Origin of the sequence: Candidatus Infernicultor aquiphilus, assembly GCF_002784285.1 — a bacterium.
Lineage (GTDB): Bacteria > Atribacterota > Phoenicimicrobiia > Phoenicimicrobiales > Phoenicimicrobiaceae > Infernicultor > Infernicultor aquiphilus.
Window position 1 is genome coordinate 4,521 of sequence record NZ_PFKO01000280.1, and the last position, 5,905, is coordinate 10,425.

The following is a 5,905-nucleotide window of genomic DNA, read 5'->3' on the forward strand; positions in this document are numbered from 1 at the left end:
AGAAGATAGCGGGAATGACACCAATCTGTCATTGCGAGCTCCCGTAGGGAGCGAAGCAATCCCATCTGTCATTGCGAGGAATGATAATGACGAAGCAATCTCTACTCACAATAATCAATACACCGTCCTAAACGGCAATCAAGTCGGTGTCTTACTCCTTCATTATATTTTAAGCAGTAAAAAAGAGTTGTCCCAACTCCCTACCAACGGTTTCATAGTTAAAACTATAGTAACCAGTGATATGTCCAGAGTAATTGCCGATAGTTTCGGAGTAGAAACCTATGAGACTTTGACTGGTTTTAAATTCATCTGCCATCAGGTCAAAGTAATAGAAGAAAAAGAAAAAAAATCATTCCTCTTCGGCTATGAAGAGAGTATCGGCTATCTGGCGGGAGATTTTGTGCGTGACAAAGATGCAGTAATTGCCTCAATGTTAATCTGTGAGATGGCTGCTTATTATCACAAAAAAGGACTTAACCTACTTCAGGTCTTGGAAGATCTTTACAAGAAGTATGGCTACTACGAAGAAGATCAACACTCTATCTATCTGGAAGGTCAGGAAGGAGAGAAGAAGATAGCCGAGATTATGGAAGTCTTTAGAAAAGATCTTCCCCAGATTAAAAATATGGAAATTGTCCGAATTAATGATATTTTAATCGGCAAGAGTTATCACCCCAAATCCCTGACTCTAAAAACTACTTCACTTGACTTGCCTCTCTCTAATGTCTTAAAAATTGTATTTTCCGATGGCTCCTGGTATTGCCTGCGTCCTTCTGGGACCGAACCTAAGATAAAACTATATTTATCTTTTCAAGCCAAGACCAAAAAGGAAGCTCTCCAAAAACTTCACCACGTAAAAGAAGCAATTTTTAAAAAAATGAACTCCATAATCAAACCTGTATAAATCCGACCCCTACAAAAATTCAATACACAACCTAGGGCAGGCCCGTCTGTCTCTGTCATTCCCATTCCCCTTTATGTCATTCCCGCGCACGCGGGAATCCATCTTTTCTATAATTGCAAAATTGCCTTCGGCAAGCCGCAGCAATTTCTCTTTGCAAAATCTCCTCCCCCTTGAAAGGGAAGAATAAGTTTATATATCTCCTCCCCCTTGAGGGGGGAGGATTAAGGTGGGGGTGTCTTGACAAATTCTACCACCAGAGTATAATAAATTAACAAAAAGATTAATTAAGTGTGCTTAGCCTTATGAAATATAATGATATAAAAAAGATAAAAAACCTATATTTTACTTACCAGGATATAGCAAAAATGCTATCCATAGCGGAAGATTCTGCCTGGAGCTGGCTAATCTTCTGCAGGTCCCATCTTATATCTCTTTGATGACCGCTCTTTCATTTTATGAATACACTACCCAGGTTCAGCAGAAATTTATCGAATCTATCTCCTTATACCGTACCTTTACCAAAGATATTGAAGGATTTATATTTAATTATAGCAAAATCAAAAATGATTTTTACTTTGGCTTTTCTAAAGAGAACAATATTTTTATTGCCTCCCCTGAAAAAGCCTTTATCGATTCCCTTTATTTAAACTATTTAGGAAAATATAATTTAGATCTCAGTTCGCTAAATTTAGAAAAAATAGATAAAAAAAGTTGCGAAGATATATTAAAGAGATATCCCTCAAAATTTAAAATATATTTTAAGAGGCATATGCCATGAGCGATTTGATACAGCAAGAGATTTTCAGGAAACAATTGCTTACTCCCCATATTCTAACCAGCAAGTATTGCTTAAATCTTTTACCTTAGGACAGATGATGAAAAATAAGATAGAGGCTCCTTTGGACCGAAAAGAAATAAGAGATGTATTTGATATAGAATTTTTATCCAGAAGAGGAGTTAATCTTGCAGTAGATGATGAGGAATTAAAAAAGATTAAAGAAATTATCCAGGGATTTAAAAAAAGAGATTACTATGTAACTTTAGGATCTCTTTTAGACCATGATAGCAGAGAATATTATAAGAAAAATAAATTCGCCTATTTGCTTAGCCTTATTGATGAACAACTTTCTTATAAATAAAAAAGATTATTATTCTAATGTGTTATTCCTGTTCCTCTTTAGGTCATTCCCGCGCACGCGGGAATCCATATTTTTTGAGAATTTTAGCGGACCAAGCCGGGAACCTACTCAATATCGATGAACTTGCCTCCAGCGTAGGTATAGCAAAAGAGACTGTTTATAATTACCTTGGAAAAAAGAAGAGAAGCAATTGGTAAATTGGTTAATTGGAGAATTGGTCAATTGAATTTGATTGGTCGACTAATTGTCTATTGGAAGGATTTTTAAGATGTGCAAACTTAATCATAAAAAATTAATCACCTTAATCTTGCTGACCATAATACTAATTTCTTTACCATTATCTTGCTTTTCTATTGGAGATCAGCAAACTGTCTCTCAATCAATTGTAATCTATGGAGACAGTAGAACTGACCATCAAACTCATCAGAAGATGGTTGATGAAATTATAAAAACAAAACCAAATATCGTCTTCCATACTGGCGATCTGGTAGAAGATGGTTTAATTCCTGACCAATGGGCTACCTTTAATGAGATAATTTCTGATTTAATTAAAATTGCCGATTTTTATCCTGCCTTGGGAAATCACGAAAACAATTCGCCTTTATATTTTGCTAACTTTATTCTACCCAATAATAAACGATGGTATTCGGTAGAAAAAGATAACCTTCACTTTATAGTATTGGATAGTAATTCAGATTGTAGTATAGGTTCAGAACAATATCTTTGGCTGGAAGATGATTTACAAAATATCAAAGAAAATATAAAATTTGTGATAGCCATTTTTCATCATCCACCCTTTAGTACCGGTCACCACACTGAAGACGAAAAAGGTCTTAGACAGACTATCATTCCTTTATTTGAACAATATGGTGTAGATATAGTTTTTAACGGGCATGACCATGACTATGAAAGGTCTTTATATCATAATATCTATTACGTCGTTACTGGTGGGGGAGGAGCCCCTCTTTATGGCCAAGCCCGAAAAAGTCCTTATAGTCAATTGTTTATTAAAGCCTATCATTTTTGCAAATTATTCCTTAGTAATAATCAATTAATCATAGAAGTATATGATATTAATTCAAATCTAATCGATAGATTGGTAATAGATTGACTGATTGGGTGACCACCCTACAAACGAGTAGGTAAATCGACCATTAAAATGAGCAAAGATGAATACGGTAGGGGCGTATTGCATACGCCCTTCCAAAAAGGGGACTGACTACTTTTTGATTTAAAAAGTTGCCTTTCCCCTTTTTTCTTCTTATAATATAGAGAAAACACAAGGAGGAAGTAAAAAAATGAACGATAAACCACCGTCTATTCAAGAGTGGAAAGAACTATATGATGCCGCAATAGAATTTAAGAGAAAAGAGTGTTGGAACTGGATGTGGGATACTTATGGCTTCATTCGAAGACAGAAAATATTTACAGAAAGAAGATTTTCAAGTAATAAAGAAAGTTGGAAAATCGTTATTTAGTTCGAGTTCCCAAAAAGGATAAAACAGGTTTATCCTGGAGAGATATGTGGATGGAGCCATTACCCCTACAAAAAGGAGAAATTATTGTAGAACCGATCGATACAGTTCGTTTGGAAAAAATCAAGAGAAGAATCCCTTATCGCCAGGGTGTTTGGGAGGTTGATTACTTTTACTATCTAAATCCAATTAAAGAAAAAGAAGAAAGTCCTTTTTATCCTTATATAACTTTATGGGTAGACCAATATTCAGGTTTTATATTAAGCCATGATTTAGCAAAACCTGCAGAATGCATATCCGAATTTCAAAGGAATTTCTTTAAACTCGCTGAAAATAGGAAAATTCTACCCCAAGAAATATTAGTCAAAAAAGAAGAGGCTTTCAAACTACTTGAGCCTATTACTTCAGAGCTGGGAATTAATTTAAGAAGGGTAAAAAAGTTGAAAATGTTGGAAGAAGCCCAAGCGAGTATGGCTAAATTCACCACCGGTGAGAATCGAGATGAAATATAGTGGGGATGAGGTAGGGGTTCGATTCATCGAACCCGCAGTGAAAACGGGTCGAATAAATTCGACCCCTACAAAAATTAAAAACACCACGTAGGATAGACCCGTCTTTCTATAAACAATATAAAGGTGAATATCAATGGACTTAAAGAAGATAATTTCTCAAGGCGAATCAGAAAATTTAGAATTTAAAAAACCATTTCTGCTTTTTGCTAATACAAAAGGAACATATTTCAATTACACGCAGAAATTAAAGGAACCGAAAGGATAGAGAGATGAGAGTATCCTAAAGTTTCTGTTTAATTAAATATATCGAACAATGGGGAACGGGAACCAATGAGCACCCTACTTCGTATTTTTAAATCCTTAGAAGAGAAAGGGTTAATAAAAAAAGAGGGGAAGGGTGAAAACATTTACTATATGACATTTCTCCTTTTTCTCTTCGTAATTCTTAATTTTGACAATTATCCTAAACCTAATTATAATAAAGAGGGATTAAGATGAGAACTGCAAAATATATGAACAGAGAGACGGTAATTAAAAAAGCGATGCAGGTGCTTATAAAAGAATTGGGACCAGTAGAAGCCATTAGATTTATAACTATACCAAAAAGTAAAAGGATTGAAAGCGTAAAACGACATAGAGAATGGCAAAAAAAATTGAGCAAGGATATATTTTTTGATGAAGTTTTTGCAGATAGATCCACATAAAAGGAACAAGAATTTCGGTAGAAATAATATTACGGAAACTTTTCCATAATATTTCTATTGATAAAATTCTCCAGGATTATTCACGATTTACTAACAAAAATATTCAGACTGCCTTAGAATATGCTGCAGAATCAGGTCATGGAGAAGAAGTTCATTTACTTAGAGTAGTAAATGAAATTAATGGTAAGGAGTAAAAAATAAATGATAAAGGAAAATGTAGGAAACTTACTCAAAGAAATGCTTCAAGAGGTTGATTATAAAGAAATTATTTTATTTGGTTCCAGAGCAAGAGGAGATTACTCGGAAAAGAGCGATCACGATATCCTAATTGTAATGAAAAATAACCTTACCATTAGAGAGAAAATGGAATTATCTTCCATTTTACGGAAGAAACTTGCAAAAGAAGGAATTGATGCTGATTTTATTATCAAATCAAAAAAAGAAATAAATTACTATAAGACAAAGATAGGTAATGTTGTAAGAGAGGTTTTAAAAGAGGGAATAAGGTTATGATAGATGAATATGTCAAAAAATGGCTAATTAAAGCTCATAATGATTTAGAGGTTGCTGAAAATGAGTAACAAGAAATAACCTTCTACACGCCATCCTTTTCTGCCTGCCCCATGAAATCTTATTTCACTGGGGTCATTTCCGCTTCCCCATATGTCATTCCCGCGCAGGCGGGAACCCATACCTCTTTTCCCTCGCTCTTGAGGGGAGAGGGCAGGGTGAGGGGGAAGAATGTCATTGCGAGGGAGTGAAACGACCGAAGCAATCTCATCTTGTATCTTGCAATTTACACCTTTTTTATCTTTATTATATAAAATTCGCATGTTCTAAAACGCAGATAATACAAGGGTTTCAGCGCCCTCTGGAAAATTTAATAAATATTCATCACGCCAATTAGCATAAAAATAAGTAAAAAAGTGCTAAAAATAGCTTTTTTAAGTCTTGAAAGGCTTACTATATAAGGCTTTCAGGCAATATCAACCTACAAGGCGTATAACGCATTTCTTTAAGGCTCTTAAGGTAAAACCCTATTATTTTCCAAAAAACGCTTAAAACGACCCTTATTTTAGATCTAGTTTAAAGGGCTTATATTATAAGGTAAATCTACCATTAAAATGAGCAAAGATGAATACGGTAGGGGCGTATTGCATACGCCCTTCCA

The 5,905-nt window shown here is 34.7% G+C and carries 9 protein-coding genes and 1 pseudogene; all 10 read left to right on the forward strand.

Annotated features, from left to right (window positions below):
- Positions 1 to 904, forward strand: a pseudogene (locus COZ07_RS07560) (phospho-sugar mutase); the annotation flags it as partial.
- A gap of 436 nt (positions 905 to 1,340) precedes the next feature.
- The gene (locus COZ07_RS07565; RefSeq protein ID WP_406607961.1) at positions 1,341 to 1,682 is read left to right on the forward strand and encodes a hypothetical protein; all 342 of its coding nucleotides are present in this window, start codon (positions 1,341 to 1,343) and stop codon (positions 1,680 to 1,682) included.
- Between the two features lie 67 nt (positions 1,683 to 1,749).
- The gene (locus COZ07_RS07570; protein ID WP_406607962.1) at positions 1,750 to 2,043 is read left to right on the forward strand and encodes a hypothetical protein; all 294 of its coding nucleotides are present in this window, start codon (positions 1,750 to 1,752) and stop codon (positions 2,041 to 2,043) included.
- Between the two features lie 268 nt (positions 2,044 to 2,311).
- Positions 2,312 to 3,154, forward strand: coding sequence for a metallophosphoesterase (locus COZ07_RS07575; RefSeq protein WP_406607963.1), 843 nt, complete (start codon positions 2,312 to 2,314; stop codon positions 3,152 to 3,154).
- 187 nt (positions 3,155 to 3,341) lie between these two features.
- Positions 3,342 to 3,521, forward strand: coding sequence for a hypothetical protein (locus COZ07_RS07580; RefSeq protein ID WP_406607964.1), 180 nt, complete (start codon positions 3,342 to 3,344; stop codon positions 3,519 to 3,521).
- A 50-nt stretch (positions 3,522 to 3,571) separates the two neighbouring features.
- Entirely contained in the window at positions 3,572 to 4,030 is a 459-nt protein-coding gene (locus tag COZ07_RS07585; RefSeq protein WP_406607965.1) for a DUF6930 domain-containing protein, read from the forward strand.
- 133 nt (positions 4,031 to 4,163) lie between these two features.
- The gene (locus COZ07_RS07590; RefSeq protein ID WP_406607966.1) at positions 4,164 to 4,295 is read left to right on the forward strand and encodes a hypothetical protein; all 132 of its coding nucleotides are present in this window, start codon (positions 4,164 to 4,166) and stop codon (positions 4,293 to 4,295) included.
- A gap of 229 nt (positions 4,296 to 4,524) precedes the next feature.
- Positions 4,525 to 4,734, forward strand: coding sequence for a hypothetical protein (locus tag COZ07_RS07595; protein WP_406607967.1), 210 nt, complete (start codon positions 4,525 to 4,527; stop codon positions 4,732 to 4,734).
- A gap of 50 nt (positions 4,735 to 4,784) precedes the next feature.
- A complete protein-coding gene (locus COZ07_RS07600; protein ID WP_406607970.1) occupies positions 4,785 to 4,928 on the forward strand; it encodes a hypothetical protein in 144 nt (47 codons plus the stop codon).
- Between the two features lie 7 nt (positions 4,929 to 4,935).
- Positions 4,936 to 5,247: a nucleotidyltransferase domain-containing protein gene (locus COZ07_RS07605; protein ID WP_406607968.1), complete on the forward strand. Its 312-nt coding sequence runs from the start codon at positions 4,936 to 4,938 to the stop codon at positions 5,245 to 5,247.
- Positions 5,248 to 5,905 lie beyond the last annotated feature (658 nt).